At 67.2% G+C, this 26724-nt stretch carries 27 protein-coding genes and 2 tRNA genes; 10 read left to right on the top strand and 19 right to left on the bottom strand.

Going from position 1 to position 26724, the window contains the following annotated elements:
• The first annotated feature begins 68 nt into the window (after positions 1 to 68).
• A complete protein-coding gene (locus tag AUR65_RS02755) occupies positions 69 to 596 on the top strand; it encodes a hypothetical protein (RefSeq protein WP_058568269.1) in 528 nt (175 codons plus the stop codon).
• Positions 597 to 623: 27 nt separating this feature from the next.
• Here AUR65_RS02755 and AUR65_RS02750 read toward each other — a convergent pair whose 3' ends face one another.
• The 5 genes from AUR65_RS02750 to AUR65_RS02730 all read right to left on the bottom strand — a co-directional run bounded on the left by AUR65_RS02750 (position 624) and on the right by AUR65_RS02730 (position 5560).
• Complete coding sequence (locus AUR65_RS02750) at positions 624 to 815, bottom strand: hypothetical protein (RefSeq protein ID WP_058568268.1); 192 nt, start codon at positions 813 to 815, stop codon at positions 624 to 626.
• Positions 816 to 945: 130 nt separating this feature from the next.
• Positions 946 to 1018, bottom strand: a tRNA-Pro gene (locus AUR65_RS02745).
• Positions 1019 to 1067: 49 nt separating this feature from the next.
• Positions 1068 to 2816 (bottom strand): SLC13 family permease, encoded by a 1749-nt coding sequence (locus tag AUR65_RS02740; protein WP_394337333.1) that lies wholly within the window; start codon positions 2814 to 2816, stop codon positions 1068 to 1070.
• 182 nt (positions 2817 to 2998) lie between these two features.
• A complete protein-coding gene (locus AUR65_RS02735; RefSeq protein WP_058568266.1) occupies positions 2999 to 5053 on the bottom strand; it encodes a DEAD/DEAH box helicase in 2055 nt (684 codons plus the stop codon).
• Positions 5054 to 5170: 117 nt separating this feature from the next.
• The gene (locus tag AUR65_RS02730; RefSeq protein ID WP_058568265.1) at positions 5171 to 5560 is read right to left on the bottom strand and encodes a cupin domain-containing protein; all 390 of its coding nucleotides are present in this window, start codon (positions 5558 to 5560) and stop codon (positions 5171 to 5173) included.
• An 87-nt stretch (positions 5561 to 5647) separates the two neighbouring features.
• Here AUR65_RS02730 and AUR65_RS02725 point away from each other — a divergent pair, with 87 nt between their 5' ends.
• Entirely contained in the window at positions 5648 to 6820 is a 1173-nt protein-coding gene (locus tag AUR65_RS02725) for a M50 family metallopeptidase (RefSeq protein ID WP_058568264.1), read from the top strand.
• A gap of 63 nt (positions 6821 to 6883) precedes the next feature.
• Here AUR65_RS02725 and AUR65_RS02720 read toward each other — a convergent pair whose 3' ends face one another.
• Both AUR65_RS02720 and AUR65_RS02715 read right to left on the bottom strand, forming a co-directional pair.
• Positions 6884 to 7702 carry a competence/damage-inducible protein A gene (locus tag AUR65_RS02720; protein WP_058568263.1) on the bottom strand — a complete coding sequence of 273 codons (819 nt, stop codon included), beginning with the start codon at positions 7700 to 7702 and terminating at the stop codon, positions 6884 to 6886.
• A gap of 546 nt (positions 7703 to 8248) precedes the next feature.
• Positions 8249 to 8321 (bottom strand) — tRNA-His (locus AUR65_RS02715).
• A 150-nt stretch (positions 8322 to 8471) separates the two neighbouring features.
• On the opposite strand from AUR65_RS02715, the gene AUR65_RS02710 reads away from it, so the two are divergent.
• Positions 8472 to 8933, top strand: a complete 462-nt coding sequence (locus AUR65_RS02710) for a DUF5814 domain-containing protein (RefSeq protein ID WP_058568262.1) — start codon at positions 8472 to 8474, stop codon at positions 8931 to 8933.
• 39 nt (positions 8934 to 8972) lie between these two features.
• Here the strand turns inward: AUR65_RS02710 and AUR65_RS02705 are convergent, their stop codons facing one another.
• From AUR65_RS02705 to AUR65_RS02695, 3 genes are all read right to left on the bottom strand, one after another.
• Positions 8973 to 9386, bottom strand: a complete 414-nt coding sequence (locus tag AUR65_RS02705; RefSeq protein WP_058568261.1) for a ribbon-helix-helix protein, CopG family — start codon at positions 9384 to 9386, stop codon at positions 8973 to 8975.
• Positions 9387 to 9576: 190 nt separating this feature from the next.
• Positions 9577 to 10167: an RPA family protein gene (locus tag AUR65_RS02700; protein WP_004973682.1), complete on the bottom strand. Its 591-nt coding sequence runs from the start codon at positions 10165 to 10167 to the stop codon at positions 9577 to 9579.
• Positions 10168 to 11103 (bottom strand): replication factor A, encoded by a 936-nt coding sequence (locus AUR65_RS02695; protein WP_058568260.1) that lies wholly within the window; start codon positions 11101 to 11103, stop codon positions 10168 to 10170.
• A gap of 170 nt (positions 11104 to 11273) precedes the next feature.
• Between AUR65_RS02695 and AUR65_RS02690 the strand changes: the two genes are divergently transcribed.
• Both AUR65_RS02690 and AUR65_RS02685 read left to right on the top strand, forming a co-directional pair.
• Positions 11274 to 11555, top strand: coding sequence for a DUF7091 family protein (locus tag AUR65_RS02690; protein WP_058568259.1), 282 nt, complete (start codon positions 11274 to 11276; stop codon positions 11553 to 11555).
• A 103-nt stretch (positions 11556 to 11658) separates the two neighbouring features.
• A complete protein-coding gene (locus AUR65_RS02685; protein ID WP_058568258.1) occupies positions 11659 to 12663 on the top strand; it encodes a mannose-1-phosphate guanylyltransferase in 1005 nt (334 codons plus the stop codon).
• Between the two features lie 6 nt (positions 12664 to 12669).
• Here the strand turns inward: AUR65_RS02685 and AUR65_RS02680 are convergent, their stop codons facing one another.
• From AUR65_RS02680 to AUR65_RS02670, 3 genes are all read right to left on the bottom strand, one after another.
• Positions 12670 to 13455: an SDR family oxidoreductase gene (locus AUR65_RS02680; protein WP_058568257.1), complete on the bottom strand. Its 786-nt coding sequence runs from the start codon at positions 13453 to 13455 to the stop codon at positions 12670 to 12672.
• 120 nt (positions 13456 to 13575) lie between these two features.
• A complete protein-coding gene (locus tag AUR65_RS02675) occupies positions 13576 to 14070 on the bottom strand; it encodes a Tfx family DNA-binding protein (RefSeq protein ID WP_058568256.1) in 495 nt (164 codons plus the stop codon).
• 76 nt (positions 14071 to 14146) lie between these two features.
• Positions 14147 to 14617: a TRAM domain-containing protein gene (locus AUR65_RS02670; protein ID WP_058568255.1), complete on the bottom strand. Its 471-nt coding sequence runs from the start codon at positions 14615 to 14617 to the stop codon at positions 14147 to 14149.
• A gap of 90 nt (positions 14618 to 14707) precedes the next feature.
• On the opposite strand from AUR65_RS02670, the gene AUR65_RS02665 reads away from it, so the two are divergent.
• Positions 14708 to 15394, top strand: a complete 687-nt coding sequence (locus AUR65_RS02665; protein WP_058568254.1) for a hypothetical protein — start codon at positions 14708 to 14710, stop codon at positions 15392 to 15394.
• A 155-nt stretch (positions 15395 to 15549) separates the two neighbouring features.
• Here AUR65_RS02665 and AUR65_RS02660 read toward each other — a convergent pair whose 3' ends face one another.
• Positions 15550 to 16545, bottom strand: coding sequence for a radical SAM protein (locus tag AUR65_RS02660; RefSeq protein ID WP_058568253.1), 996 nt, complete (start codon positions 16543 to 16545; stop codon positions 15550 to 15552).
• 108 nt (positions 16546 to 16653) lie between these two features.
• On the opposite strand from AUR65_RS02660, the gene AUR65_RS02655 reads away from it, so the two are divergent.
• Both AUR65_RS02655 and AUR65_RS02650 read left to right on the top strand, forming a co-directional pair.
• A complete protein-coding gene (locus AUR65_RS02655) occupies positions 16654 to 18582 on the top strand; it encodes a PAS domain S-box protein (RefSeq protein WP_058568252.1) in 1929 nt (642 codons plus the stop codon).
• A 128-nt stretch (positions 18583 to 18710) separates the two neighbouring features.
• Positions 18711 to 19844 carry a DUF373 family protein gene (locus tag AUR65_RS02650; RefSeq protein ID WP_058568251.1) on the top strand — a complete coding sequence of 378 codons (1134 nt, stop codon included), beginning with the start codon at positions 18711 to 18713 and terminating at the stop codon, positions 19842 to 19844.
• 78 nt (positions 19845 to 19922) lie between these two features.
• Here the strand turns inward: AUR65_RS02650 and AUR65_RS02645 are convergent, their stop codons facing one another.
• From AUR65_RS02645 to AUR65_RS02630, 4 genes are all read right to left on the bottom strand, one after another.
• Positions 19923 to 20765: a polyprenyl synthetase family protein gene (locus AUR65_RS02645; RefSeq protein WP_058568250.1), complete on the bottom strand. Its 843-nt coding sequence runs from the start codon at positions 20763 to 20765 to the stop codon at positions 19923 to 19925.
• 150 nt (positions 20766 to 20915) lie between these two features.
• Positions 20916 to 21869 carry an electron transfer flavoprotein subunit alpha/FixB family protein gene (locus tag AUR65_RS02640; protein ID WP_058568249.1) on the bottom strand — a complete coding sequence of 318 codons (954 nt, stop codon included), beginning with the start codon at positions 21867 to 21869 and terminating at the stop codon, positions 20916 to 20918.
• Entirely contained in the window at positions 21866 to 22663 is a 798-nt protein-coding gene (locus tag AUR65_RS02635; RefSeq protein WP_058568248.1) for an electron transfer flavoprotein subunit beta/FixA family protein, read from the bottom strand. Before AUR65_RS02635 ends, AUR65_RS02640 begins: the two co-directional genes overlap by 4 nt.
• Positions 22664 to 22732: 69 nt before the next feature.
• Positions 22733 to 23890, bottom strand: a complete 1158-nt coding sequence (locus AUR65_RS02630; RefSeq protein WP_058568247.1) for a helix-turn-helix transcriptional regulator — start codon at positions 23888 to 23890, stop codon at positions 22733 to 22735.
• Positions 23891 to 24035: 145 nt separating this feature from the next.
• On the opposite strand from AUR65_RS02630, the gene AUR65_RS02625 reads away from it, so the two are divergent.
• Positions 24036 to 25400, top strand: coding sequence for a DUF7094 domain-containing protein (locus AUR65_RS02625; RefSeq protein ID WP_058568246.1), 1365 nt, complete (start codon positions 24036 to 24038; stop codon positions 25398 to 25400).
• 39 nt (positions 25401 to 25439) lie between these two features.
• Positions 25440 to 25922: a type IV pilin gene (locus AUR65_RS02620; RefSeq protein ID WP_058568245.1), complete on the top strand. Its 483-nt coding sequence runs from the start codon at positions 25440 to 25442 to the stop codon at positions 25920 to 25922.
• Between the two features lie 69 nt (positions 25923 to 25991).
• Here AUR65_RS02620 and AUR65_RS02615 read toward each other — a convergent pair whose 3' ends face one another.
• Positions 25992 to 26615, bottom strand: coding sequence for a methyltransferase domain-containing protein (locus AUR65_RS02615; protein ID WP_004973651.1), 624 nt, complete (start codon positions 26613 to 26615; stop codon positions 25992 to 25994).
• Positions 26616 to 26724: the final 109 nt, after the last annotated feature.

The following is a 26724-nucleotide window of genomic DNA, read 5'->3' as shown; positions in this document are numbered from 1 at the left end:
GCCGAACCCGCCGCACCCGCCGCACCGAAACGGTAGACGTAAGGTGAATCTCCCGCGACTCCGACGACATGCCCGACCGACTCTCCGAGCCGGAGATTTACGTGTACAGCAAGCGGTTCCTCCGCGGTCGCGGGTGGACGCTCGTCGGCGGCGAGCCGCCCGGCGGGTCCGACGGCCTGCCGCGCATCGAGGCCAAACACCCCGACAAGGTCAAAAAGGGGAGTAAGGGCTCGAAGAAGGTCGATATCATCGCCTACCGCGACGGTCACCTGCTCCTCCTCGAACTCAAATCGCGGTTCGACGGCGACGACGTGGCCAAACTCGACGAACTCGCGGGCGACCCGCGCTGGCGGCGCTCCTTTCTCGACGCTTGCGAGGAGCGGAACGCCTTCTCGCGCGCCGGCCTCGTCGATTCGACCCTGCCAGCGCGCATCCGCTCCGGTGAGGCACTCGTCAAAGCCATCGGCGTCGGCCACGAGGCTCGGGTGCCGAGCGAGTACGCGCTGTTGACGCTCCGCTCGCCCACCGACATCGACGCGACCGTCGGCGGCGACTGCCCGCTCGACCCGACGGCGTTCGAGGCGAAGGCAGATTGAGGGTAGGGAAGGGGAGAGAAACTGCGGTTAGCTCGTCGTTTCGAGGGCTTTTTGATATACTCGTGGGCCGGCGACGGCGGCGGTTCCGAGCACCATGAGCAGGGCACCGATGCCGAGACGCTGGCCCGCGGCGACCGCGGCCGCGACCACGCCGGTCACGACCGCGAGGCCGGCGAGGAACATGACCCCGCCGAGGATATCGAGCGGCTGGATTGACATTTCAGTCGAGAGGTTTCCCGCTCGTCGCAAAAGTCTTCTCGCCGCCGTCTCGTGGTTCTCGTTTCAGGGGTTTCAACGGCTCCCGCCCGCACACGGCATGCAGTACTCACGTGTCAGGTCAGAGTCAAAATGGGACCGCCCGGATTTGAACCGGGGTCACGGGCACCCAAGGCCCGAAGTATACCAGGCTAACCCACGGTCCCGCACATACGTCTCTCCCCGTCGCGGAGTAAAGGGTTTCGTTCCGCCCCGTCAGGTCAGGGGGAAGAAGTACGCGACGCCGACGGTCGTCACCACGCCCAGAAGCAGTTGTAGCGGGCCGCCGACGCGGATGTAGTCCGTGAACTTGTAGCCGCCGGGACCGTAGACGAACAGGTTCGTCTGGTAGCCGACGGGAGTCATGAACGCCGTCGACGCCGCGAACATGACCGCGAGGACGAACGAGAACGGGTCGGCGCCGAGCGTCGTCGCGGCCTCGATGGCGACCGGAATCATGAGCACGACGCTCGCGTTGTTCGAGATGACGTTCGTCAGGAGCGCCGTCACGAAGTAGAACACCCCGAGGACGGCGATGAGAGGGAGGTAGTCGCCGGTCATCACGACCAGTTCGGCGAGGAGTTCGGCGGCCCCGGAGTTCTCCATCGCGATGCCGAGCGGGATGACGCCGGCGAGGAGGAAGATGACGTCCCACTGGACGGCGTCGTACAGTTCCGTCGGGCGGAGACACTTCGTGGCGACCATGGCGAGCGCGCCGAGGAGCGCGGCGACGACGATGGGCAGGAAGTTGAGTGCGGCGAGTGCGACGACGCCGGCGACGATGCCGACGGCGACGGGAATCTTCGACTCGCGGTAGTCGTGGCGCTCGATTTCCTGGGCCACGATGAAGTTGCGGTTGTTGTCGAGGCGCTCGATGCTCTCGACGGTCGCCTGTACGAGGAGCGTGTCGCCGACGCGGAGCGGGAGGTTGTCCATCCGGCGGCGGATGAGTTCGCCGCCACGGCGGAGCGCGAGCACGGTCGCGTCGTACCGCTGTCTGAAACTCGCCGAGGCGAGCGACTCGCCGACCAGCGCCGACCCCGGCGCGACGACGACTTCGACGAGGTTCTGGCCGCGGTCGGCGAGTTCGAGTTCGTCCTCGGTGACCGTCGCCGGCACGAGGTCGAGCCCCTCCACGTCGAGCAGTTCGACGAGCGTGTTGCGGTCGGTTCGGAGGGTAAACACGTCGCCCGGCTGAATCTCCTTCGGACCGAGCGGTTCGAGGAAGACGCTCTCGCCGCGGATGAGTTGGAGGAGGTCCACGTCGAACTCCGTCTCGACGAGCGCCCGCTGGACCTGCTGGCCGACGAGCGGGGAGTCCTCACGGACGACGACCTCGGTCAGGTACTCCGCCATCTCGAACTCCTCGGTGAGGTCGCGCCGGGGCTCGATTCGCGCCGGCGTGAGCCGCCGGCCGACGGTCATGAGGTAGACGACGCCGACGGCCATGACCACCGCGCCGAGCGCGGTGAACTCGAACATCGTAAAGGGCGCTTCGCCCGTGATGCGCGAGTAGACGTCGCTGGCGAGGATGTTGGTCGAGGTCCCAATGAGCGTCAGCATGCCGCCGAACATCGACGCGTACGACAGCGGCAAGAGGAGCTTCGAGGGCGACGTTCGCCCACGCTCGGCGAGGTCGGTCACCATCGGCAATAGGATGGCGACCGCGGCGGTGTTGTTGATGAACCCGGAGATGGGGCCGACGACGCCGACGGTCGCGCCGAGTTGCCGGAGTTCGCTGTCGCCGGTGAACGTCGATATCTTCGCGCCCAGAAGCTGGATGATACCGGTCCGCTGGACGCCCTCGCTGAGGATGAACATCGCGAGGACGGTCAGCGTCGCCGTGTTGGCGAACCCGGAGAGCGCGTCGCCGGGGTAAGAGTCGAAGAGAACGATGGGCGCGCCGAGCATCCCCGCCGAGGCGAGCGCCTCAGAGGCGGGCTGAATCGACATCAGCGAAACCATCACGCCGATGGCCGTCACGTCGACCGGGACGGGCTCGGTCGCGAAGAACGCCAACGCGACGAGGATGACGGCAAAGACGACGAGGATGGCCGGCGTTATCGCTACCACGCGGGCATCGACGCGTCGGCGGCCAAAAAGCGTGCGGGATTCGGAATGTCAGCCTCGGCCGAGCGCGTCGGTCGCTACCGACCTTCCTCGTCGAGTTCGAGGTCGGCGACGATTTCGTACGGCGACGACCCCTTTCGGATGCCGTCGAGGATGGCGAACGCCTCTCTCGGCGAGAGGAACTGCCGGGTCACGGCGAGGCCGAGCGGCGTCGGGTCGAGACCGTCGATGAAGCCCCACTCCAGGAGTTTCCCCACCGCGTGGGTCGTCGGCACCTCGCCGAGCATCCGGCTGTTGAGCGCCTTCGCCTTCTTGCCGGCGACGACGATGTTCGCCAGCGTCTCCTCGACCGCCGAGGACTGGTCGTACACCGTGCGAACCTCCTCCATCTCGCCTTTGAGGAGCTTGAACGCGACCTCGTCTTCGGTCATCTCCATCGTGTTGTGATAGCTGGCGTCGGGTTCGACGAGCAGATAGACGACGCCCTTGTCGTGGTAGTCGGGGCGGCCGGCGCGGCCGAGCATCTGGCTGAACTCCTGGACTGAGAGCCACTCGATGCCCATCGCCAGCGTGTCGAAGATGACCTGCGACGCCGGGAAGTCGACGCCGGCGGCGAGCGCGGCGGTCGTCACGACGGCCGCGAGGTCCTGATTGGCGAACTGTCGCTCCACGCGCTTTCGCTGGCCGTAGTCCAGTCCGGCGTGGTACGCCGCGGCGTTGTAGTCCATCTTCCGGGCGATTTCGTGACACCGTCGCCGGGAGTTGGTGAAGATGATGGTCTGGCCGCGGTAGCCCTTCGAGGACTTCGAGTCGAATGCCTGCCGAACGAGGCGGTTCTCGATGCGCGGCTTTTCTTGACCGTCGGCGAAGGTGACGTGGCGCTCGATGGGGACCGGGCGGTCTTCGTACTCGACGAGGTTCGCCCGGAGGTTCTGGGCGAGCCACTTCGGGTTGCCGACGGTCGCAGAGAGGTAAATCCACTGCGCGCCGCCGTAGCCCTCGCGGGATTCGGCGCGGGCCTCGCAGTAGTGTTTGAGGCGGGCTATCATCCCGTCGAGGCGGTGGCCGCGTTCCTCCTCTTTCAGGGTGTGAACCTCGTCGATGACGACCGTGCCGATGTCGCCGAGGTCTTTCCCCGTGCGGAGGGCGTGGTCGATGCCCTCGTAGGTGCCGACGATGACGTCGGCGTTCGGGTCGAAGCGGTTGCCGTCGTCGTTGATTCGGCTCGCGCCGACGCGGATAGTCACCTTGCCGAGGTGGCCGTAGCGCTCCTTGAAGTCCTCGTGCTTCTGGTTGGCGAGCGCGACCAGCGGGACGAGAAACAGCATCTTCCCGTCGTCGTTCAGCATCCGGTTGATGCCGGCGAGTTCGCCGACGAGCGTCTTCCCGGTCGCCGTCGCGCTCACGACGAGTTGGTCGTCGCCGTCGAGCAGTCCGTTGTCGATGGCGAGGCTCTGGACGGGGAGCAGGGTGTCGAAGCGCTCGGTCAGCATCGACTTCAGGTTCGGGTGGAGGTCGAGCGTGCTCGTCTCGACCAACTCCACGTCCTCCGTCGTCGCGCTGATGGTGTCGAACTTCGTCAGGTCGGGGTCTAACTCGCCCTGCAGTAAGTTCGTGATGCGGGTCAGGTCGCCCGTCTCGTAGAGCAGTTCCTCCAAGCGCTCTTGGGCCGCCTGCGTGAGCCCGCCCGCGAAGGAGAGTTCGCCCTCCAGTTCTTGGACGGCGCAGTCGCGACAGATGTGCTCGTGTTCGGCCTTGATGGCCGTATCGTCGGTGATTGGCGAGTACCGGCCGTTGACTGCACAGCGGCGGCAGGTCCGCACCGTCAGCGCCTCGAGCTGGTAGCCGTCGAGCATCTCTTTCAGCTCGTCGCGGCCGTCTTTCGGCGTCTGCTGAGAGATGCGGATGCGGGCGGCCGACCGGGCGAGTTCGACGAACTGGCTCGGGTCGCGCGGGGAGTCCTCGCCCTTCCGAGTCACCAGAAAGCGCAGGGGTCGTGGCCCCGCGTTCGTCTCTTTGAGTTCGAGCTTGCCGCGGAGCACCCGCTTTCCGTCCCGGCGGGCGACGACGAGGTAGTCGTCTCCCGTCTGGTGGAGAAAGAGCGTGTCGACGCGGGTGACCTGTTTAGACACGGTGCCTGCTACGGCGACGTGGTATTTCAGCGATTCGCCTGCGAACGCTCAGGTACGATAGCGACCCGCATACGGCTTCGTGGCTTGGTTCCGACGGTCACCGACGCCCAGCCTCGCTCAGGCGTCGGCGTCGTCGGCGAGTTCGATAGCGTCGTCGCCGTTGGGGACCGCACAGAGGAACGCCCCCTCGTCGTCGGACTCGTTTCGGTACCAGTGGACGACGCCGGCGGGAATCAAAAGCGAGTCGCCGGCTTCGACCTCGTACTCCTCGTCGCCGATGCCGACGACGTACCGGCCCGAGAGGACGTACTGCTCGTGTTCGACCTCGTTTGTGTGTTTCGGCACCGTCGCGCCGGGGTCGAGGACGAACCGCCGGATGGCGAAGTTCGGCGCGCCGTCGGCCTCGGAGACGAGGACGCCCTTCGACATTCCGTCGGCCGCGCCGACCGCCTCGTACTCGATGTCCGCGCTCCGCTTGACCACCGGCTCCGGTCGGGAATCGCTCATGTCTCCCCGTCGATTGCCCGCCCGCGTAAGCATTTCCCCGTCTCTTGGCCCTGACTGCTTAAGGCCCCTCCACGGCTACTACGGGGTATGCGAGGAATCCGCATCGGTAGCGCCTTCGGCATCCCGATAAAGTTGGACCTCACGTTCCTCATCGTTCTCCCGCTTTTCGCGTGGCTCATCGGCTCGGACGTGACGAATCTCGCGCTCGTCGTCAACGACCTCTTCGGCGCGAACATCGACGGCGCGGCCATCTCCGCGGGGTCGATGCAGTGGGTGCTCGGGAGCGCGGCCGCCATCGGCCTGTTCGCCGGCGTCCTGCTCCACGAGTTCGGCCACTCGCTGGTCGCCATGCGCTACGGCTACGAAATCGAGTCTATCACGCTTTGGCTCTTCGGCGGCGTCGCCCGGTTCAAGGAGATTCCCGAGGACTGGAAACAGGAGTTCACCATCGCCGTCGCCGGCCCGCTCGTCTCGGTCGCCATCGGCGTCGTCTCCTACGTCGGCTTCCTCTTGCTCCCCGAGTCGCAGGCTCCCGCGCAGTTCGTCCTCGGCTACCTCGCGCTGGTGAACGTCTCGCTCGCCGTGTTCAACATGCTCCCCGGCTTCCCGATGGACGGCGGGCGCGTCCTCCGGGCGCTCCTCGCGCGGAACCGCCCGCACGCGAAAGCGACGCAGATGGCCGCCGAGGTCGGCAAGGTGTTCGCGTTCCTGCTCGGCCTGTTCGGCCTCTTTTTCAACCTGTTTCTCGTCGCCCTCGCCTTCTTCATCTACATGGGCGCGTCCGGCGAGGCCCAACAGACCGTCCTCAAGGCGACGTTCCAAGACGTGGTCGTCCGCGACATCATGACCGGCCGCGAGAACCTCGACGTGGTCGACGAGAAGACCTCCGTCGCGGAGCTTCTCGAACGCATGTTCGTCGAGCGCCACACGGGCTACCCGGTTCTCAGGAACGGTGACCTCATCGGTATGGTCACCCTCGACGACGCCCGCGGCGTCAAAGAGGTCGAACGCGACGCCTTCCGCGTGGACGACATCATGAGCGACGAACTGGCGACCATCACCCCCGACGCCGACGCGATGGACGCCATCGCGCTCATGCAGGAGCGAAGCGTCGGTCGGCTCCCCGTCGTCGACGAGACGGGCGAACTGGTCGGTCTCGTCTCCCGCTCGGACCTCGTCACCGCCTTCAACATCATCCGCAGTCGCGGGTCGCTCGACGCCATGCCCCGCTCCGACGCCGGCCTCGCACAGCTCCGCTGACCGGCAGCTGACCAGCTACCGGCCGCCGGCAACCCGCCGCTCGCGGGCCGCTCGCCGGCCCGGTTACTCGCCGTCGCCCAACCGTCCGTCGTCGCGACCGATTTTATCCTCGCTTTCGCCGCCCGTCTTCTCCTCGCGCGCCGCCTCGACAGCCGCTTCGCTCTCGTAGAGGTCGACCGTCGCGTTCGCCCGGAACCACGCCATCGCTTCGTCGAGGACCGCCGGGTCGCCGCCGCTGAGTTTGATTCGCGTCGGCCCGCCGCTGTTGGGGTAGCTCCCGACGCCCACGCCGAACCGCTCGGCGACGACGCCGAGTTCGCGGGCGACGGCCCCCTCCGGCGCGTCGGCGTAACACTCTCGCGACTGCGCGTCGCCCGCGAACCGCTCGGCGATGGACTCGAACATCGGCTTCATCTCCGTGGGGATGCCCGGCAGGACGTAGACGTTCCCCGCCCGACAGCCGGGCGCGAGGCCCTCCTCGTTCGGGAGTACTTCGGCGTCGGCGGGCATCGACGCGTACCACTCCGGTTCGAGGTCGAAGTCGATGTCTGGCCGGCGTTCGAGAATCGCCGCGATGGTCGCTTCGACCTGCGTTTCGGCCTCGCCGTTGACGACGAACGCCCTGTCGAGACCGGCGGCAACGGCCTCCATGGTGATGTCGTCCGGCGTCCCGCCGAGGCCGCCGGTGACGAGGACCGCGTCGAAGGCGGCCGCCCAGTCGGCGACCGTCTCGGCGATGACCCCGTGGTCGTCGGGGACCGTCTGAATCCGCGCCACCGTCGCCCCGCCCTCGGTGAGCCGTCTGGCCAACCACGTCGCGTTCGTGTTCTCGATGTCCCCCGCGAGCAGTTCGTTGCCGACGGTGAGGATGGCGACCTGCATGGCCGGGTCGTAGGACCCCCGATAGAAAGACGTGCTCGTTTCCGGCGTTCCCATCGGGTTGTCGGCGACGGCCCCGCTATCGACGGGCCGAGACGGCTCTCGCTCGGTGGTTCGAGCGCGGAAAAGCGAGGTGGACCGACGGCGACGCTGCGGAGCGACCGGTTACCCCGTCGGAACTGTTGGGCCGACGGGTGCTTCGTTGTCCTCCGGGTCGCCGCGGTTGAGTATCGCGTCGCGGATGCGGTCGAACACCGAGTTGTCCGCGCGGAATTGGGTACTCATCCCACGTTGGATGTTAGTCCATGACATACTTGGTTCTGGTGGGAGTCTGAACCGGGCGTGTTGTCGGGCAGGTGTGAGAATTGAACGCCGTGAGGCTCCGCCTCGCGTACTCACGCTCGTTTCACTCGCGTGAACCTCGGTCGCTCTGCTCACTTCGTTCGCATCGCTCCCTGGTTCAATTCCCGCAGCCACACCTCACAGTACATTTCGAGAATGGGTTCGCGCACGCTACGCGGCGCTCACCGGTCGAAATGTAAAGAAGAGGTCCAGGTGCGAGAATTGAACCCGCGTCTCAGCCTCCACAAGGCTGAAGGATAGTCCACTACCCCAACCCGGACACGTTGCAACCCTTCCTAATCCGCTACGACTAAAATACGTTACGCTACGGTCCCGGAATGACAGTACGTAACAGAGCTCACCCGCGTCGACGACGATGCGCCGGCGAGCGGGACGCTTTTGCCGTGGTGGCCCGAAGTCGTGGGTAGCAGTGGCTATCACCGACAAGATTTCTCTCAAAAACCACCGCCAAATCGTCTCGCAACTGGATACGAACATCCCCAAGCGCGTCTTCAGCGGTGCGACCCTCGAAATCCTCTACTCCGGCGAGGGGCTCGCCAAGGTGGACGACGCCACCCGCGACCGCCTGCTCGACTTCGCGCAGGACTTCCTCGACTGCGAAAATTCGGACGACATCTACACCGGCTACCCCGAACGCCAGTTCATCGAGTATCTGCTCGAACTCCGCGCGCAGGGGCTCGGCCCCGACGCCATCGTGGACGTGATGAGCGACGACTACATGGTGTACGCCTACCCCGGCGACGTGCTCTCGTTTCTCGACGACGCGGTCCGGACGCTCGAATCGGTCGAGGCGCTCGCGGACGTGGAGGGCGACCGGGAGATGCAGGACGACGCGCGGCGGGCGAAGCAGGACCTCGTCGGTCCTCGCTGAAATCGGTGAGAGCGGACGACACAGAAGGCAGTACAGCGCTTAGCCGAGGCGGAACGACGGCTCGTCGCCCGTGTCGAGGTCCTCCAGTTGGATGACCTCTTCGACGTCGTCGTGGTCGCTTTCGACCTGCTCGCGCAGATAGTTCACGTAGCCTTTGTGCTCTTCGAGCTGCTCGCGGAGGTGTTCGGCCTCCAGTTCGAGGCGCTCGTGTTCGCGGATGAAGCTCTTTGGGACCTCCACGGTCGGGGGGAACGACTCGTCTTCGCCCTCGCGCAGCTTTTCGAGTTCGTGTTTGGGGACGACCTGCACCTGACCGTCGTGGGCAACTAACGTGTCCACGTAGTCGCGGAAGACGGCGGACAGGGAGATGTCCCGCTCCTCGGCTATCTCCCGAAGGGTCTCGAACGCGTCTTCGTTGACGCGAAACGAGATGGTCTTGTTCTTGTTGCCCATGATATTCGTCGGTCCGTGGTGAGGGCACTTAATGGTTCGTCAGACGAGGGGTCGGGGGCGTCGTGATTCGTCCGAAAAAGGGGCGTGTGACGGTGGAAATCGGCCGTCAGTCGGTGTTCGAGGGCGTTCGGTGGGTGCGGCGACCGGTTCGAACTCCACCGATGCGCCGGGTCGCGGGCGAGACGCTCGCTTACGCGCTCAGTTCGTCGGCCTGTTCGAGGCTTTCGAGCGCGGCGATGGCGGCGCGCTTGTACTCCTCGGGGTCGAGGTCGTAGTGCTCGCGGGCCATCCGCGCGTACTCGTTGCCCTCGTCGTCGAACGCCGCGATGCGGTCGAGCGTCTTGTCGGCGGTCTCGGTCACCCAGCGGTCGCGCGTGGCCGCGTCGACCTCGGTGATGGACTCGGGGCGGACGGAGACGTTGATGCTGCCGTCGTCGGTCTCGTAGGTCCGCGGCTTGCCGACGACCGCGACGTAGGCGGGCGCGTCGAGGTCGCGCAGCGCGCTGGCGGCCTCGGGCTGGTACTGGCCGGCGTAGACGAAGAACGTCCCCGTCGGGTCGACGATGCGACCGCGCCAGTACTCGTTGTCCTCGCCGACGTCTTCCTTCTCGGTCAGCGTGCCGACGAGGAAGACGCGGTTCGCGCTCTCTCCCGTCGGGAGCAGTAGGTAGACGGGCGCGCGCTCGTCGTCGGACTCTTTGAACGTGTAACCGGCGTCGTTGAACTCCTGTGCGAAGACGCGCCGGGCGACCTCTCGGGTGGGGATTTCGTTGGAACTCATTTACATCGACCTCGCTTTGATGAGCAGTTCTTCTGCGTCCGCCGGCTCGCTCAGCCGCTCGACTTCGTTGGCGAGCACGTACCGACCCAGCGTCGGGCCGGTGACGCGGTAGTAGAACCCCACGAGGTCACCGCGCATCTCCTCTTCGACGATGGTGGTGTCGAGGGCGTCCATGGCCATCTGCTTCGCTTCGTCCAGTTCGATACCGGTCAGCTCCTCCGTCATCTCGCGGTTGAAGATGACTTCGTGAACCTCGTCGCCGTCGTCGACGACGGCCTTGATGCGGAGGTCGAACTCGCCTTCGACGCTGCCGTGTTCGGAACAGCGCCCGTTCTGGAGGACGCGCGTACAGCCCTCCTCGGGACAGCGCTTGATGAGGCCGCTTCCGGACTGGATGTCCACGAGCGCGCCCTCGACGCTGGTCGAGTCGTCGCCGACTTCGATTTCTTCGTCGAGTTCGGTGATGCTCGTCGTCCGGTTGAGCTTCACGGAGAAGTTGCCCTGGTACTCGTCGGTGACGACGTTGCCGAGCGCGTACGACTTCCCCTCTTCGAGTTCGGGGAGTTCGGACGTGGTGAACGAGACGAACTTCATCCGCCCCGAGTCGTCGCCGAGCAGGCCGACCTGCGCGATGGACTCGCTCCGGGGTTCCCAGAGTTCGACGACCTTCGCGCGGACGTCGACCCACTGCTCGTCTTGGTCGATGTCGTTGAGCAGGGTCTGTTCGTTCCCGCCGGAGCCGCCGGCGAGCTCGTCGCGCTCGATGCCGGCCTCGTCGAGGTAACTGTTGACGACGCTCCGCCGCGCTTCGTCGACGGGGACGCGGTACTCGCTGACGAGGCTCTCTAATCGTTCTTCGACTTCGTCCGCGGACACGTCTAGGTGGTCCGAGAACTGGTCGGCTATCTCAGCCGCGTGGGTTCGCAAATCAGTCATGGTCTACCTCGCCTCCACCTTGGTTTCCATTGGGAGGCATACTGAGCTTGGATGCGTACTCATATAAAAAGTTGCAAACGGCATAGTGAAAGTGAACGTCAGCTCCGTGAGCGCGTCAGAACCGTCGCACCGAGCGAGGAATTGATAGCCTCGGAGACGCATTCGACAGCATGGACGACCGCCTCGAAAGCATCATCCGTAGTGCCGCTCGAAACGCCGGCAAGCGCTACGAGGAGGCCAAACGCGCCTATCGAGACGGTCGCGACTCCTCTCCGGCGCACTCGCTCCCGCGGGACGGCGAGGGCCGCGCCAAAATCGTCTGTCGCCGCCACGCCGAGCGCCGCGCCGTCGCCGTCGACGGGAAGGGCCGTCCCGCCTGCTTCGACCCCGACCACCCCGACTGCCAGGGCTGTGTCGAGGACATCCGCGAGGGGATGGTCGAGACGTGGTAGGCGAAATGGTCGGCGACGTGGAGTAGCGATATGGTTGGCGATGTGGTCGGTGACGTAGGTAGCGACGTGGTACGGTTTTGAGGCTGTAGCGCCACCGACCCGTATGGACCGCCCACTCGTCGCGCTCGTCCTCGCCGGCGGCACCGGCACCCGGCTGTACCCCGCGAGTCGGAGCGACCGGCCCAAACAGTTCCTCCCGCTCGGCGGCGACCGCTCCCTCCTCGCCGAGACCGTCGCCCGCGCCGACTTCGCCGACCACGTCGTCGTCTCGACGCGACCCGGGTTCGCGGACGACGTCGCCGACCACGCGCCCGACGCCGAGGTCGTAGTCGAACCTGCGGCCAAGGACACCGGCCCGGCGCTCGTCTACGCGACCCACCGCATCGCCGAGTCGTACGACGACCCGGTCGTCGTCGTCCTCCCGAGCGACCACCACGTCGGCGACGGCTTCGCCGAAGCGATGACCCGCGGCGCACGCGTCGCCGCCGACACCGACTCCCTCGTCGCGTTCGGCGTCGAACCGACCCGCCCGGACACCGGCTACGGCTACATCGAACCCGGCGCGGACCGCGGCGACTACCGCGACCTCGCCGCGTTCCACGAGAAGCCGGACGCCGAGACGGCCGCCCGCTACGTCGAGCAGGGCTATCTCTGGAACGCCGGGATGTTCGCGTGGACGCCCGACGCGCTGTTTTCCGCCGCGCGCGACTCGTCGCTCGCGCCCCTCCTCGACGCCCTCGACGACGGCGACACGGACGCCGGCTTCGAGGCGGTCGATGACGTCAGCATCGACTACGCGGTGATGGAGCGCGCCGCCGACGCGGCGGTCGTCCCGGTCCACTTCGAGTGGGACGACCTCGGCTCGTGGGACGCCCTCGAACGAATCATCGCCGCCGACGAGGACGGCAACGTCGCGCTCGGGGACGACCCGGTGTTCGTCGACGCCGCGGACAACGTGGTCGCCACCGACGGCGCGAACGTCTCGCTCGTCGGCGTCTCCGACCTCGCCGTCGTCGCGTGGGACGACCGCGTGCTCGTCGTCCCGAAAGAAAAGGCACAGCGGGTCCGCGACGTGGTCTCGCGGCTCAGAGAACGCGGCCAGTTTTAACGCGGCTCAGGCGCTCCGCAGTCGGCCGCCATCCACCGGCACACAGGCCCCGGTGACGAAGCTCGCGCGGTCGCTGGCGAGGAACGCGACCACGTCGCCGAGTTCGCGCGGGTCGCCGACGCGGCCCAGCGGAATCCCGTCGGACCACGAGTCGAGGCCCTCCTCGTAGGTGTCGTGGTCGCCGCGCTCGACGGCCGCCTCGACCAGTTCCTCGATGCGACTCGTCTCGTGTGCGCCCGGCAGCACCGCGTTCACCCGCACGCTCGGTGCGAGTTCGCGCGACAGCGACTTCACGAGGCCGATGACGCCGCGGCGGACCGCGTTCGAGAGGATGAGGTCGTCGATGACCTCCCTGACAGAGGTGGAGGTGATGCAGGTAATCGTACCCGCGTCGCTCGCTTCGAGGTGCGGCCGCGCCGCCCGGACGGTCCAGACGGCGCTCATGACGAGCATGTCGAACGCGCCGTACCACTCCTGTTCGGTCAGGTCGGCGAAGCCGCCCGGCGGCACGCCGCCGGCCGAGGTGACGACGTGGTCGACGCCGCCGAACTCCTCGACGGCCGCCTCGACCAGCGACTCGACGTCGCGCTTGCTCGTGATGTCGGTCTCGACGCCGAGCACGTCGCCGTCGAGGTCTCCCAGTTCCGATTCGGTCGCCGCGAGGCGCTCCGGGTCGCGCCCGCAGACGACGACGTTCGCTCCTTCGTCGGCCAGCGCCGCGGCGCTCGCGCGCCCGAGGCCGGCCGAACTCGCCGTGACGACGACCGTGTCGCCGTCGAGTCCGAGGTCCATGCGCGGGCCGACGAGCGCCGCGAGCAAAAGCGTGGGCCTCGCGGCACGACGTGGGGTGAACCGGGGGCGTCGGATACGAGGGCGGCACCGACACCGACGCCGTCCGACGCGGGCGCGGGCTCAGACCCCGTCGGCGTGCCGGCGGACCCGAACCCGGCCATCGCTCGTGACGCCGACGAAGAGCTGTTCTTTGATTTCTCGTCCCTCCACCGCGTCGCCGGCGGCGTCGGAGACGATTTTCATCAGGTCCGGCGCGGTCTGGTTCACTTTCACGCCCGCCTCGTCGCAGGCGTCGTACACCTGCTTGGGCACGTCGTAGAGGTCGCTTCCGGCGGGGACCTCGACGCGGACCGGCGCGGTGAGCGCGTCCACGAACGTCACCGTCTCGCGGGCCTTCTCGACGTTGGCGCGGGCGCTGGCTTCGATACTGGAGACGTTCGCCCGCGAGGTGCCGAGGGAGTCGGCGATAGTCGACTGGCGGACGTCCCGCTCGCGCAGCGCGAGCACCTCCGCCTGCCTCCGGGTGAGGACGCTCGTCTCCGGGTCGAACCCCGCCCTGTCGAGGAGTTGGTCTACGTCGGGGACCGTCTCGTCGTCGCGTCCGGCGTCGCTCATACCTCGGGGTAGGTCTCGGGGGTGAAAAAAGATACAGCAGGCTGACTGTCCACGGGACGCCGCCGACGACTCGGCGCTACTCGCCCCAGAAGTTGTCTCGGCTCCCGAGCGCCTCGGGGCGCTTCGGGCCGTCGCGACCGCTCTGCGTCTGCTCGGAGTCGGCTCCGGTCTTCTCGCCCGCGTCCGACTCGACGTCTTCGGCCTCGGGGTCGAGCGGCAGGCGCTCGACGATTTTCTTCGCGCGGGCGTGGCTCCCCTTCACCCGGTCGATGCGGACGACGGCGCGCGCGTCCGGCAGGAGCCCGTCCACGAAGACGATGAAGCCGTCTTCGGTCCGGCCGACTCCGGCACCGCTCTCGTGGATGTCCTCGACGGTGACGATGACCTCCTCGCCCGGCTTCACGGGCTGCTGTTTGAGCTCGTAGATGGGGCGCTCGTAGTGGTCGCACCACTCCGCGCCGCCGCGGTCGCCGTAGTACTGGCACCCCATGCCCGCGATTCGTTCTGAGAAGCTCGGGCAGTCGTCCGCGAGTGGACAGTCGGACATGCGGGGAGGTACACTAGGGGCACTCTAAACGCTTGCGGGTAGCCCGTCCGCCGCCGAAACGCTTTCCGTCGCTCGCTCGAACCCCGCGGTATGGCAGAACGCGTCCCTGAGTTCGCACTCCTCATCGGCGTCTTCCTCGGCCTGTCGGCGACCGTCTCCGCGGCGGTTCTCTCGGGGGCGCTGTTTCGCCCGCTCCTCTTCGGTGCCGTCGTCTGTTACCCCTTCGCCGCCTTCGGCGTCCTCCGGTCGGCCGACCCCTCGGAGGCGCTCCCGCCGCGGGTCGTCCTCGGCCTCGGCGCGGCAATCGGCCTGCTGACCGCGGCGACCGCCGTCCTCGAACGCGCGACGGTCGAACCGATCGACGGCCTGTTCGCCGCCGTGGTGGTGTCGCTTCCGCCCGTCGCCTACGCGGTCCGGTTCGGCGCGGACGTGAACCCGCTTTCTCCGGTCCAGTCACTCGTCTGTTGTGCGGTCGTCGGCGCGGCGTTCCTCGCGCTCGCGCCCCGACTCGGGACGGTGAGCGCGCTCCTCGGGTTCGTCCTCGGGCTGTCGGGGGCGCTCTACGCCGACGCCCGCGGGTTCCGGCCGACACATCGCCAACAGCGCGCCGGTATCGCCGCGGGCGTCCTCGTCGGCGTGTCGGTCGCGGTCATCGGCATCGCGATGCGGCTTCCGCTCGGGCCGACGACGGCCGCGGCCGTGGCGCTCGCGCTCACGCCGAGTCTGTTCGTCGCGCTCACGAGAAACCGGGCGCGTCACCACCACTTTCGGTCGTGACGCTCGCGCTCACGCTCACTCCGCAAAAATCTGGACCAAAAAGAACGTAGGACTCAGGCCAGCGGCGTCCGCTCGACGACCGTCCCAGTCCCACCTTTTTCCGGAGTTCGCTCACGCTCACTCCGCAAAAATCTGGACCAAAAAGAACGTAGAACTCAGGCCAGCGGCGTCCGCTCGACGACCGTCCCGTCGTAGGTCGGGTACTGCTCGACGATTTCGCCGTCGTCGACGTCGCCGTCTTCAATCATCTCTTCGAGGAGCCACCACGCGACCTCGACGTGGTTCGACTTGATGCTGTAGAACTCGTCGGGGACGCCGAGTTCGATGAAGCGCTCGGCGGGCGTGTAGGTCTTGCCGTAGACGAGCGTGCCGTCGTCCGTCACCTCGTCGAACGGGCGGCGGAGGTTGCGAGCCATGCGCTTCAGGCGGTTTCTGTGCTGGGCGGCGTCCTTGAACACGGAGGTACAGAAGTAGACGCGCTCGTGGTCGCCCATCTCGTCGAGGATGGCCTCCTTCGAGCCGTCGACCGCCGACATGTGGCCGTCCTGCAGTTCGTAGCCCTTCTCCTGCATCCGGCGGTAGTTGCCGTCGGACATCTCGAACTCGTTGATGTTGCAGAACTCCGCGGCCCCCTCGTCGAGGAAGTCGAGGAACTCCTGTTCCGCGCGGATGCCCGGAATCTCGAACGCCGGGGTGAGTCCCTCCTCGCGGGCGATGTAGAGGATGTCCTCCCACTCGGTGCCGTGCATGTCGCCCCAGAGTTCGAGCGGCGGATGGAAGCGAATCTCGTCGAGTCCGGCCTCGGCGAGGCGGCGCATGTTCTCGCGGCCGCCCGTGATACCGGTGTAGAGGTGGATGTGGTGGTCCTCGCCGAACTCGTCTTTGAGAAGCGAGATGTAGCGGCAGGTCTTGTCGAGCGCCTCCTGTGGCTCGCCGCCGGTGATGGACGACCCGAGTGCGTCCATGCGTTTCGCCTCCTCGATGACGTCGGCGTCGGACTCGACTTTCCGCTCGTTGGCGTACACGTCGGTGACGTTCTTGCGATTCTCGCCGAGCGGGCAGTAGAAACAATCGCGCTGGTCGCAGTACCCGTAGACGAACAGCACCATCTTCCCGCCCATGGCGCACTGTTCGCATCCCTTCGAGATCATTCGATTACGGAACTGTACTTGGCGCATCGTCAAAAGGCGTCCGACTTTGGTCGACGGACACCCCAATCTGCCGGTACGGTTATTGTTGTATGTGACTGACAGTACGGCATGTCTCTCGGACCAGTCGTCCACGCTGAGGGTCTGACTCGGGTCCTCCTCGTCGACGACGACCCCGAGACCTCCGCGGAGACGGTTTCGGCGCTCGACGGATGCGACAGCCTCGACGTCGCGGCGGTCGCCGACCCGCTCGCGGCGCTCGAAGCGCACGCCGAGTCGCCGTTCGACTGTATCGTCACCGAGTTGGAGTTCGACGGCACCGCCGGTTTCGACACGCTCCTCCGCGTCCGCGAGTCGCCGAACCCGCCGCCGGTGATTCTGTTCACTCGCCTCGACTCCGAGGACGTGGTCCGCGAGGCGTTCGCCGCCGGCGTCGCCGACGTGGTCGACAAGCGGCCGACCGACGTTCAGCTCACCGTGCTCGCCCACCGCATCTCGAACGCGGTCGTCGCGGCCCGCCAGTCGACCGAACTCGACGAACTGTACGCGTGGCTCCAGGTCATCGCCGAGCAGTCGCTCGTCGGCCTGTACGTGATACGCGACGGTCGAATCGAGTTCGTCAACGAGTACCTCTCGAATCTGCTCGGCTACGACACCGACGAGATTGTCGGTCGTCCCATCACCGACTTCATCGTCGAGGAGGACCGCGCTATCGTCGACGAGAGCCTGAGAAACAGGGACCACGGCAGCGTCGAATCGATGTCGTACACCGTCCGCGTCAGCGACCGCACCGGCGAGCTGACCACGCTGGAAATCACCGGCCAGCGGGCGGTTGTCGACGGCGAGCCGGTCGTCGTCGGCACCGCGATGGACGTCACGGCCCGGCTGGAGTCCGAACGGCTCCTCAGGCGCTCCGAGCGGCTCACCCGGCAGATAATCTCGTCGCTCCCGGACATGGTGTTCATCTCGGAGCCGACCGAGTTCGACGTCGTCTACATCAACGACCAGTTCGAGAACATCTGGAGACGGGACGTGTCGTACCTCTACGAGAACCCGCGGTCGTTCCTCGACCTCGTCCACGTCGACGACCGCGACCAACTGCGACGAGCCATCGACGAGATGTTCACCGACATCCGAGACGGTGTCGTCGACGAGCAGTACGAGTTCGAGTTCCGGTTCATCCCCGAGGGGAGCGAGAACATCCGCTGGGCGAACGCCCGCGCGGTCCCCCTCCTCGACGAGAACGGCGACGTGACGAACATCCTCGGCGTGATGTCCGACCTCACAGAACGTATCAGCCACGAGCGCGAACTCGCCCAGCAGAACGCCCGGCTCGACGCCTTCGCTCGCGTCCTCTCGCACGACATCCGCGGGCCGCTGGCGGTCGCACAGGGGCGGCTCGAACTCGCCCGTGAACTCGACGACGACAACCACCTCGACCACGTCGAGCGCGCCCACCGGCGCATCACCGACCTGGTCGAAGACGTGCTGTCTCTCGCCCGCGACGAGCGTTCCGTCCTCGACGCGGAGGAAGTTCCGCTGGCGGACGCCGCGGCCACCGCCTGGGAGATGTGCTCGTCGAACGCCGGCGACGTGTGCTGTGAAATCGGCGAGCTACCGGTGGTCGAAGCCGACGAGAGCCGGACGACGCGCCTCTTCGAGAACCTGTTTCGGAACGCGCTCCAGCACGCCCACCGTCCCCGAGGAGACGGCTCCGACGACGGCGGCGAGCCGAGGGACTCCCGAACACCGTCCGACCGCGAGGGCGACGGAGAACTCGTGATTCGGGTCGGAGCCCTCCCGTCGCACCGCGGCTTCTTCGTCGAGGACAACGGCCCCGGCATCCCGGCGTCGATTCGCGACCACATCTTCGACTCGGGATTCTCGACTAAGGACGGCGACGGAAACGGTCTCGGCCTCGGTATCGTCCGGCAGATTGTCGACTCTCACGGCTGGATTATCCGGGTCGCCGACAGCGCGTCCGGGGCGCGCTTCGAGGTGCTTTTCGACCCCGTCGGCGAAGCGGGCACGTCCGACTGACCGATGCGACTCGCGGGGGACCGATGCGACTCGCGGCGGCCGACCGCCCGCTCCGCGAGACCGACGGACTGCGCCACCGCGACCGCGCCCCCGAAAGCAGATATATCCCCGTGGCATAGGAGTCAACGATGCTCTTGGTCCTCTGTGTCGACCTCGACGACGACCTCGGCCGCAAGACGGGTCTCTCGACGCCCGTCGTCGGCCGACAGCGCGTCGAGGACGCCGCGGTGGCGCTGGCCACCGCGGACCCGGAGGACTCCGACGTGAACGTCCTCTTTCAGGGCATTCAGGTCCACGACGAACTCCTCGAATCGGAGGACGAGGAGGTCGAGGTCGCGGCGGTCACCGGGTTGGAGGGTAGCGACGTGAAGGCGAACCGAGCCATCGGCGACGAGATAGACACCGTCCTCGCGAGCCTCTCGACCGGCGAACCCGTCCACGCCATCGTCATCACCGACGGCGCGCAGGACGAGTCCGTTCTCCCGGTCATCCGCTCTCGCGTTCCCATCGACGGAGTCCGTCGCGTCGTCGTCCGGCAGGCCCAGAACCTCGAATCGATGTACTACACGATGAAGCAGGTGCTCGCCGACCCCGAGACTCGCGGGACCATCCTCGTCCCGCTGGGTATCCTGCTTCTCATCTACCCCTTCGTCACCATCGCCAGCTTCTTCGACGTGCCCGGTGCGGTCGTTCTCGGCCTCATCTCGGCGCTCCTCGGTCTGTACACGCTGTTCCGCGGGCTCGGCCTCGAATCGGCGGTCGACGAGGCGGCCAACCGCGCGCGGAACGTTCTCTACGCCGGTCGCGTCACCATCATCACCTACGTTGCCGCCGCGGCACTCCTCGTCGTCGGCGGCGTCCGCGGGGTCGAACTCCTCGAAACCGTCTCCGACAGCGTCGGCGGCGACCCCGCCGCGGGGCTCATCCTCGCGACGCTCGTCCACGGCGCAGTCGAGTGGTTCGCCGCCGCCGGCATCACGAGCAGTCTCGGACAGGTGACCGACGAGTACCTCCAAGACCGGTTCAAGTGGCGCTACCTCAACGCGCCGTTCTACGTGTTCGCCATCGCCATCGTGCTGTACGCGCTCTCCGGCTTCTTCCTCCCCGAGGGCGTCGCCGGGGTCCAGAAGTTCTACCTCCCCGGCCTCGCCGTCGCGCTCACGGTCGGCACGCTCCTCGGCGTGCTGAGCACACTCACGTTCGCGGTGGCGGAGTCGCGGTATCCGACCGGCTCGGACGGCGACGCCGAGCAACCGGCGTAATCAGTCGCCGGCGGTCGCTTCGCTCGGGGTGTTCTGTGGCGTCTTCCTCGCAGTCGGGACGACCCCGAACTCGCCTCGTCAGCTCTCGCGGACGATGACGAACTCCGCGAGGTCGCGGAGGTACTCAAGCGGCTCCGAGTCCTCGACGCCCGAGGAGTCGAGAGCCGAAAGCGCTTCGTTGGCCTGCTGGCGTGCCCGTCGATTCGCTTCCTCGGGGGTCAGGTCCGTCACCTGCACGAGCGACGGCCGTCCCATCTCGGCGTCCTGTCCAGTCGGCTTGCCGAGTTCCTCGGCGTCTGCCGTGGCGTCGAGCACGTCGTCGCGGATTTGGAAGGCGACGCCGACGCGGGCCGCGTAGTCGCCGAACGCCTCGACGACGTGGGCGTCGCCGCCGGCGGCGACCGCACCGAGTTCGGCGGCGGCGCGGAACAGCGCGCCCGTCTTGCGGTGGGCGAGCTGCATGTACTCCTCTTCGTTTGACGGGACCGCGACCAGTTCGGTCGCCTCTCCCTCGCCGAGTTCGACCATCGATTCGGCGACGATGCGGGTGGCGCGGTCGGACGACGAGAGGAGGGCGAACGCCTCGCCGAGCAGGCCGTCGGAGGCGATGATGGCCGGGCCGTAGCCGTACTCGGCCCACGCGCTCGGCGTGCCGCGGCGGATGTCGGACCGGTCGATGATGTCGTCGACGACGAGCGAGGCGTTGTGGACGAGTTCGACGCCGACCGCGAAGTCGACGGCGTCTTCGGGGGTGCCACCGACGGCCTCGCAGGCGAGGATGGTCACGGCGGGGCGGACGCGCTTGCCCCCCGCGAGAGCGACGTGGTCGAGTTGGTCGGCGAGTTCCGACGGCTCGACCGCCGAGACGACCTCCTCGAGGCGGTCGTTTACCATCGTGACCCGGCGCTCCAGGTATTCCATTGTCGGTTCGTAGGGTTGGGTAGGGAAGTACGTACCGGATTTGGAGAAACCGCGCGACTGGGGTGCGGCGGCGCTCGGAGAAACCGCGACCCGGGGACGTCGCTCACGAGTTCGCGTCCGCAAAAATCTGGACCAAAAACGGGTGGTCGCTTACTCGAACTGCTCGATGAGTTCCGGAACGACCTCGAAGAGGTCGCCGACGATACCGTAGTCGGCGATGTCGAAGATGGGCGCGTCGGGGTCGGTGTTGATGGCGACGATGTTCTCGGCACCCTTCATCCCGGCGACGTGCTGGACGGCCCCGGAGATGCCGATTGCGATGTAGAACTTCGGCGTGACGACCTTCCCGGACTGGCCGACCTGCCGGTCCTTCGGGAGCCAGCCGTTGTCGACGATGGGCCGCGACGACGACAGCGTCGCGCCGAGCGCGTCGGCGAGTTCCCGCACGAGTTCGATGTTCTCCTCTTCTTCGATGCCGCGGCCGACGGAGACGAGTACGTCGGCGTCGGCGATGTCCACGTCGCCGCTGCCGACTTCCTCGAAGCCGGTCACGCGCGAGCGCACGAGAGACTCGTTGAGGTCGAACGAGAAGGCCTCGACGGCGGGCTCGCCCGGCTCCTCGGCGGCGTCCCACTCGCCGGGACGGACGGTGACCGCGGCGCGGTCGGCGTCGACCTCGACGGTCGATTCGACCTTCGAGGCGTACATCTCGCGGGTGACGACGAGGCCGCCGTCGTTCTGGAGGCCGATGGCGTCGGTCACGAGCGGGAGGTCGAGGCGCTCTGCGACCGCGGGGGCGTAGTCGAGGCCGTTGACCGTGTTGCCCATGAGGACGTACGTGGGGTCGAGTTCCTCGGAGAGGGCCGCGACGGCCTGCACGGACACGTCGTGGTTGAACTCGTCGCCTTCGGCGACGGTGTGAATCGCGTCCACGCCGGCGAGCGAGAGTTCCTCGGCGAAGGCGTCCACGTCTCCGCCGATGACCGCGAGGTGGAGGTCGCCGCCGGTGTCGCCGACGAGGTCGGCACCGGCCGTCACGAGTTCGAACGACACGTCGCGGAGGCTTCCGCGGCGGTGCTCGACGACGGCGAGCACGTCGCTCATTGCGCGCCCACCCCCTTCTCGCGGAGGACGGTCGCAAGTTCGGCGGCCTGCTCCCCGGCGTCACCCTCGAAGTAGGTCGCGGCGGACTCGGTCTCCGGCTCGTACACGTCGGTCAGGACGAGGTCGGACTCGACCGCCGCGGCGTCGAGGCCGAGATCGGAGAGCGCGAGCGGCTTGATCTCCTTCGACTGGGCCTGCCGAATCCCGCGCAGGCTCGCGTAGCGGGGCTCGTTGATACCCGTCTGGATGGTGAGGACCGCGGGCAGGTCAACCTCGGTGAGTTCCTCCACGCCGCCTTCGAGTTCGCGGCGGACGTTCGCCACGCCGCCGTCGGCATCGAGGTCGAGCGCGTTCACGACCGCGGCCCACTCGAAGTCGATTGCCGAGGCGAGCGAGACGCCGGTCGCGCCGAAACTGTCGTCGTTCGCCTGCACGCCCGTCAGGACCAGGTCGGGGTCCTCGTCCTCGACGACCGCCGAGAGGAGGCGCGTCTTCGCGCCCACGTCGAGCAGGTCCACGCCGTCGAGCGCGTCGTCCCACACGCGGACCGCGCGGTCGACGCCCTTGGCGAGCGCCATGCGAATGGTCTCCTCGGACCGCTCGGGGCCGATGGTGACGGCGACGACCTCCACGTCGTCGTCGCTCTCCTCGGCGATTTGGACGGCTTCCTCGACCGCGTACTCGTCCCACTCGTTGAGGTCGTAGTCGAGGTACTGGTCCGCCACGCGGAGCCCGTCGAGCTCGAAGTCCTCTTCGACCTCGGCGACCTCCTTGACGGTTACGAGAACTTTCATCAACGTTCACTACCGACGGGGGAGAATAAACGTTTTCGCACCGCGGCCGTCGGCGACGCCGTCGCCCGATTACTCCTCGTCTTCGTCCTCGTCGGGGAGCGAGATGAGGTTCTCGCGGCCGAGACGCAGTTTCTCGACGCGTCCCTCGTCGGCCATCGCCGACAGCAGTTGCGAGACCTTGGCATCGGACCAGCCGGTCTCCTTGACGATGTTCGCCTGCTTCATCCGCCCGCCGCTCCGTTCCAACAGGAGTTCGACCCGCTCTTCGTCCGAGAGTAAGTCGAGGTCGATGTCGTCGTCGGAGTCCTCGTCGTCGCCGTCGTCCGGCGCTGGCTCGTCGGTCGGCTCCGGCGCGGGTTCCTGCCGCGGCTCGGAGGTCACCGACGCTCCGGTCGGTTCCGTCCCGCTCGGCCGACGCCGGGTGAACAGGACGACGCCCGCCACGAGCACCACGAGGACGACGGCACCGCCGCCGACGAGCGTCCACGGGATGGTCCCGTTCGGCCCCGTGGAGACGTAACTCACGCTCAACTGATCCGCCGACTCGAAGGTCCGCGGTCCCTCGGCGACGACGGCGTTGTTTTCGAGCGGGATGTCCGTGTCGCTGACGGCGTAGCCCGGCGGCGTCTGAATCGTGAGGTTCTGGTTCGACTGCAGGGAGGTGAACCACGTCTCGCCGTTGCCGGCCGAGAAGGCGTCACCGACGCGCAGTCCCTCGCTGGTCTGTTCCGCGAAGTCCGTCCACGTGAACGTCAACACGAGGACGCCGGTCTCGTTTTCGACGTACCCCGTCGTCGTCGCGTTCCGGACGGTCATCGACCGCCCGGTCTGGTCGGCGGCCGTCTGACTGACGCGCTGAAAGAAGGCGACGTCGGGGCCGACGTCGGTGGTCCCCTGTTCGTACTCCTGTGCGAACTCCTCGAACGCCGCGGTCTCGTTTCGCGTCTCGAGTTCGTAGCGCATCTCGATGCGCCAGTCCGCCGAGCGGTCGGCGCGTACGCGAATCGATATCTCCGTCTGCGGCGACCGTTCGAGACTCGACTGCTGGGCGACGAGCGGCGCGTGACCGAGGGCGGCGGTCGCGTCGGTAGGCGAGTCGAATCCGGAATCGCCGACTGTCGCGTCGACGCCGTGAGCGCTAACCGCAGTCATGTCTGTGGCCGCCGCCGGGACTGCGACGCCGGAGACGATGGTGAGGAGGGCAACGATGAGGGCGGCGCTCCGCATACGTAAATCCGTTTCATCGGGCGATGAAAACGCTTTCCATCGACTCAACAGCGTCATACGTCGCCGACGTGCGCTCTCGGCGCTTCCCCGCGCCGACGCCGCCAAGAGGGTCATTTTAGTACCGGCGACGTGTACCCTCACGGCGATGAAGGCCCTCCCGCTCGTCGTCGTCATGCTCCTCGTGGCGTCGCCGGTCCTCGGCGCGGTCGGTCCCGTCGACGGCTCGACCCAAGCGGCCGCGCTCGACCAGGCGGACCCCGCGCAGGTACAGTCGCCGTCCAACGGGACGATTCACGTCCTCGACATCCCGTCGTCGGAGCTGGTTCAGGCGACGGTCGAACCCCACCACGTCGACCTCGGCCCGTCTCTCGACTTCGCCGCCCTCCAGGCCGGCGGACAGATTCAGACGGGCGCGTCCATCGAGCGCATCGAGTCCGCCGCCGACGACAGCACCCGGCAACAGCTCATCCTCGACGAGATAAACAGCATCGAGCAGCGCGCGATTGCGCTCCAGAGCACGCAACGCACCGCCATCGAACAGTTCAACGCGGGCGAACTCACCGCACGCGAACTCCTCGTGAGACTCGCCCGCATCGACGCCGAGGCGCGGGGGCTCAACGAGCGTCGCGTCGCGCTCCACGAACTCGCGACGGAGACGCCGGACTTCTCGATTAACTCCGGTCGGCTCGCGGCGCTCGAACGCGAACTCGACACGTTCACCGGCCCCGTTCGGAGACACGTCGTCTCGGTCATGACCGGGCAGTCCGAGGCGGCCCGCTTTTCGGTGCGGACGAGCGAGTCCGGCGTCGTCCTCAGCGTCGTCGCCGACGGCGAGTACGTCCGCGAGTCGTTCCGCGCGGACCTGCGCGACCGCGACCAGAGCTCGGTCACCTACGAGGAGGCCCTCGACATCGTCGCGAACAACTACCCGATAATCTACTCGAGCCGCGCCGCGCAGAACGGCACCAACGTCATCAGCGCCGGCGACAGCCACCGCGTGCGAATCAACTACAACAACGGTCAGCTGACGGCCTACGTCGACGCCGGGAGCGGACAGGTGTTCAAGGAGTCCCAGTCGCGCCCGCTCGGGTCGATTTCGACCGGCACCGCGGCCACCGAAATCAAAGACGGTCTCAGGCTCACGGTCAACCGGACCTACCCCGGCGGACCGCTTCGAATCCAGCTGAACGAGACCGAGTCGGACGCGCCGGTGGACGCGAACGTCACCATCGGACTCGAAGCCAGCCAAGAGAGTACGCTCCTCGGTCACACCGGCGCTGACGGGACGCTCTGGACCGTCTCGCCGTCGTCGCCCTACACCATCACGGTCATCAGGGGCAACTCGGCGGTCGTGCTCACGACCTCGCCGACGCCGATACCCGACCTCGTGACGAACGCGACCGCGGAGAACGACACGTCCGCGATGGGAACGTCGACACCGACCGACTCGACTAGTTCCATCTCGGCGGTCGCGCAGGGCTCGCCCGCCGGCGCACCGGCAGTCGTCTGACCGGAGCTTCTTATCCGATGACGGGGCCACCCCGTCTCGATGCCTCGCCAGTTTCGCCGCGCGACCCGCGGCTCGTCCGTGCTCCTCGGGAGCGTGCTCCTCATCGGTCTCGTCGTCGTCGTCGCGGCCGCCGTCGGCGCGGCGGCGTTCGACGCGGCCGACTCCTCGCCGACGCCGACTCGGCCGACGGCCCTGTCGCTCGGGGTCTCGGGTGACACGCTGTCGCTGACTCACGAGGGCGGCGCGCCGCTCGACGTGGACTCGCTCGCGATTCGAATCTCCGTGGACGGGGAGCCGCTCGCGCACCAGCCGCCGGTCCCGTTCTTCTCGGCCAGCGGGTTCCGGCCGGGGCCGACCGGCCCGTTCAACGCCGCGGCCGACGCCCGCTGGACCGTCGGTGAGACGGCGACGCTCGAACTCGCGGGGACGAACGACCCCGACATCGAACCGGGCGCGACGGTGACCGTCCGCGTCTTCGACGGCGACACGCCGGTCGCGGCGCTCGAAGCGAAGGCGTCGTGAGTCGGCGGCGAAAACGAGCGTCCGAGTCGAACGCGCTGGTCGGGTGTGAGTCGAACGCGCCGGTTGAGTTTATTCCTCGGGTGCGCGCGCGATGGTCACGATGGCCCGCGGACTGCCGGGTTGGCGCTGGAGGATGTGGTGTTCGATGTCGACGAAGCCGGCGGCCTCGAACATCCGGTCGGCCTCCTCCTCGTCGTAGAACAGCATGATGGCGTCGGCCAGTTTCTGGAAAACGCCGGATTTCGGGTCGTCGGGGCCGACGACGAGCACCTTGCTCCCGGGCTTGACGACGCGGCGGAACTCCTCGAGCGCGGTGACCGGGTTCGGCCAGTACTCGATGGAGCCGGACGACCAGATGACGTCGAAGGAGTCGTCGGCGAAGGGGAGCCGCTCCGCGTCCCCGCGGTAGAACCGGACCTCGTCGTTCTTGCCGAACTTCTCCCACGCCTTCTGCATCTGGTGGATGCTCTGGTCGAGGCCGTGGACGTCGTCGGTGTAGCGGAGCAGTCCCTCGGTTCCGAAGCCGGTGCCACAGCCCACGTCGAGGACGCGGTCGCCCTGCTGGATGTCGAGCATCTCCAGCGCCTCGTCGCGCATCTCCTCGTTCCAGATGAACGGGTTCACCCGGTCGTACACCTTCGAGAGGTACTTGTAGAACAGGCGGGCCCGCGCTTTGTTTTCGAGGACTCCCATCGCGCCGGGATTAGGACTCACCGATGATAACGGTGCGGATTCGCCGCGCTGGTCGGCGTTCGAAGGGGGTTCGACCCCGTGTTTCGCGGGCGTCTGTCACAGACTTTCC

Source organism: Haloferax marisrubri, from assembly GCF_001469875.2.
Lineage (GTDB): Archaea > Halobacteriota > Halobacteria > Halobacteriales > Haloferacaceae > Haloferax > Haloferax marisrubri.
This window is presented reverse-complemented; position numbering and strand designations above follow the sequence as displayed.

Excerpts from the sequence above, each read along its gene's own strand:
- AUR65_RS02755 (WP_058568269.1), top strand. The coding sequence starts at position 69 with ATGCCCGACCGACTCTCCGAGCCGGAGATTTACGTGTACAGCAAGCGG.
- AUR65_RS02750 (WP_058568268.1), bottom strand. The coding sequence starts at position 815 with ATGTCAATCCAGCCGCTCGATATCCTCGGCGGGGTCATGTTCCTCGCC.
- AUR65_RS02740 (WP_394337333.1), bottom strand. The coding sequence starts at position 2,816 with ATGGTTTCGCTGATGTCGATTCAGCCCGCCTCTGAGGCGCTCGCCTCG.
- AUR65_RS02730 (WP_058568265.1), bottom strand. The coding sequence starts at position 5,560 with ATGAGCGATTCCCGACCGGAGCCGGTGGTCAAGCGGAGCGCGGACATC.
- AUR65_RS02725 (WP_058568264.1), top strand. The coding sequence starts at position 5,648 with ATGCGAGGAATCCGCATCGGTAGCGCCTTCGGCATCCCGATAAAGTTG.
- AUR65_RS02720 (WP_058568263.1), bottom strand. The coding sequence starts at position 7,702 with ATGCAGGTCGCCATCCTCACCGTCGGCAACGAACTGCTCGCGGGGGAC.
- AUR65_RS02705 (WP_058568261.1), bottom strand. The coding sequence starts at position 9,386 with ATGGGCAACAAGAACAAGACCATCTCGTTTCGCGTCAACGAAGACGCG.
- AUR65_RS02700 (WP_004973682.1), bottom strand. The coding sequence starts at position 10,167 with ATGAGTTCCAACGAAATCCCCACCCGAGAGGTCGCCCGGCGCGTCTTC.
- AUR65_RS02695 (WP_058568260.1), bottom strand. The coding sequence starts at position 11,103 with ATGACTGATTTGCGAACCCACGCGGCTGAGATAGCCGACCAGTTCTCG.
- AUR65_RS02690 (WP_058568259.1), top strand. The coding sequence starts at position 11,274 with ATGGACGACCGCCTCGAAAGCATCATCCGTAGTGCCGCTCGAAACGCC.
- AUR65_RS02685 (WP_058568258.1), top strand. The coding sequence starts at position 11,659 with ATGGACCGCCCACTCGTCGCGCTCGTCCTCGCCGGCGGCACCGGCACC.
- AUR65_RS02680 (WP_058568257.1), bottom strand. The coding sequence starts at position 13,455 with ATGGACCTCGGACTCGACGGCGACACGGTCGTCGTCACGGCGAGTTCG.
- AUR65_RS02675 (WP_058568256.1), bottom strand. The coding sequence starts at position 14,070 with ATGAGCGACGCCGGACGCGACGACGAGACGGTCCCCGACGTAGACCAA.
- AUR65_RS02670 (WP_058568255.1), bottom strand. The coding sequence starts at position 14,617 with ATGTCCGACTGTCCACTCGCGGACGACTGCCCGAGCTTCTCAGAACGA.
- AUR65_RS02665 (WP_058568254.1), top strand. The coding sequence starts at position 14,708 with ATGGCAGAACGCGTCCCTGAGTTCGCACTCCTCATCGGCGTCTTCCTC.
- AUR65_RS02660 (WP_058568253.1), bottom strand. The coding sequence starts at position 16,545 with ATGATCTCGAAGGGATGCGAACAGTGCGCCATGGGCGGGAAGATGGTG.
- AUR65_RS02655 (WP_058568252.1), top strand. The coding sequence starts at position 16,654 with ATGTCTCTCGGACCAGTCGTCCACGCTGAGGGTCTGACTCGGGTCCTC.
- AUR65_RS02650 (WP_058568251.1), top strand. The coding sequence starts at position 18,711 with ATGCTCTTGGTCCTCTGTGTCGACCTCGACGACGACCTCGGCCGCAAG.
- AUR65_RS02645 (WP_058568250.1), bottom strand. The coding sequence starts at position 20,765 with ATGGAATACCTGGAGCGCCGGGTCACGATGGTAAACGACCGCCTCGAG.
- AUR65_RS02640 (WP_058568249.1), bottom strand. The coding sequence starts at position 21,869 with ATGAGCGACGTGCTCGCCGTCGTCGAGCACCGCCGCGGAAGCCTCCGC.
- AUR65_RS02635 (WP_058568248.1), bottom strand. The coding sequence starts at position 22,663 with ATGAAAGTTCTCGTAACCGTCAAGGAGGTCGCCGAGGTCGAAGAGGAC.
- AUR65_RS02630 (WP_058568247.1), bottom strand. The coding sequence starts at position 23,890 with ATGCGGAGCGCCGCCCTCATCGTTGCCCTCCTCACCATCGTCTCCGGC.
- AUR65_RS02625 (WP_058568246.1), top strand. The coding sequence starts at position 24,036 with ATGAAGGCCCTCCCGCTCGTCGTCGTCATGCTCCTCGTGGCGTCGCCG.
- AUR65_RS02620 (WP_058568245.1), top strand. The coding sequence starts at position 25,440 with ATGCCTCGCCAGTTTCGCCGCGCGACCCGCGGCTCGTCCGTGCTCCTC.
- AUR65_RS02615 (WP_004973651.1), bottom strand. The coding sequence starts at position 26,615 with ATGGGAGTCCTCGAAAACAAAGCGCGGGCCCGCCTGTTCTACAAGTAC.